The organism is Salinivibrio socompensis S35, assembly GCF_000513715.1.
Taxonomy (GTDB): Bacteria; Pseudomonadota; Gammaproteobacteria; order Enterobacterales; family Vibrionaceae; genus Salinivibrio; species Salinivibrio socompensis.
The window spans coordinates 1-665 of sequence record NZ_AQOD01000249.1; the positions used below are offsets into that span (position 1 = coordinate 1).

The following is a 665-nucleotide window of genomic DNA, read 5'->3' on the forward strand; positions in this document are numbered from 1 at the left end:
AGAACGTGACTTCTTCTCGCTTCGTCGCTTGCTCGCTATGAACCAACAACCATTTTTGAGTGACTGCGCCATAGTCAGCGTCAATCCAGCAACCTGAATAGCCGTTACTGATATAGGTTAACTGCTCAGGTCCAAGCGCCAGTAAGGCTTCTTTGGCAGACTTAATCGTCATTGGTACACGAGTAATGAATTTCTGTTCTTGTTCATCCAAAGAGCGAATGCTGTCTTCCGTATACAGGGCGGCATCGGCGATAAAATAGCGACTATTTTGCGCCGCTTTTAAACAGTGAATATGCTTCTTAGTGACCTCAGAAAACGCCTTCGCATCATTGGTGTTACCGCTGAGTGCTTGCATGTAAACAGGCAGGCCTGCTTGGTTTTCACAAATCAGCTCAAGCACCACTTGGTTTAGCTCTGGACGGTGATCTCGGCTGTAGCCTTTTACCAGTTTAATCGCATTGATATCGTCGTCTTGGACGTACTCTCCATCAACATGGAAGCTTGTGATATCAAGATGGACAGAGTCCGTTTTAAGACCAAGCTTATCAACAACATGCTCAGCAATCACTTGATAAAGTACGGATACATCTGCTTCATATAAAGCATCAAGCGTGCGCCCAAGCACATCATCCGTTAAATGGTGCGCTTCAATGTCTTTGGCTAGC

General features: G+C 45.7%; 1 protein-coding gene. It reads right to left on the reverse strand.

What is annotated here, in order from left to right; translation table 11 throughout:
* On the reverse strand, nucleotides 1-665 hold a 665-nt coding region (locus DZ54_RS0117445), incomplete at both ends, for an IS1634 family transposase (RefSeq protein ID WP_025675522.1).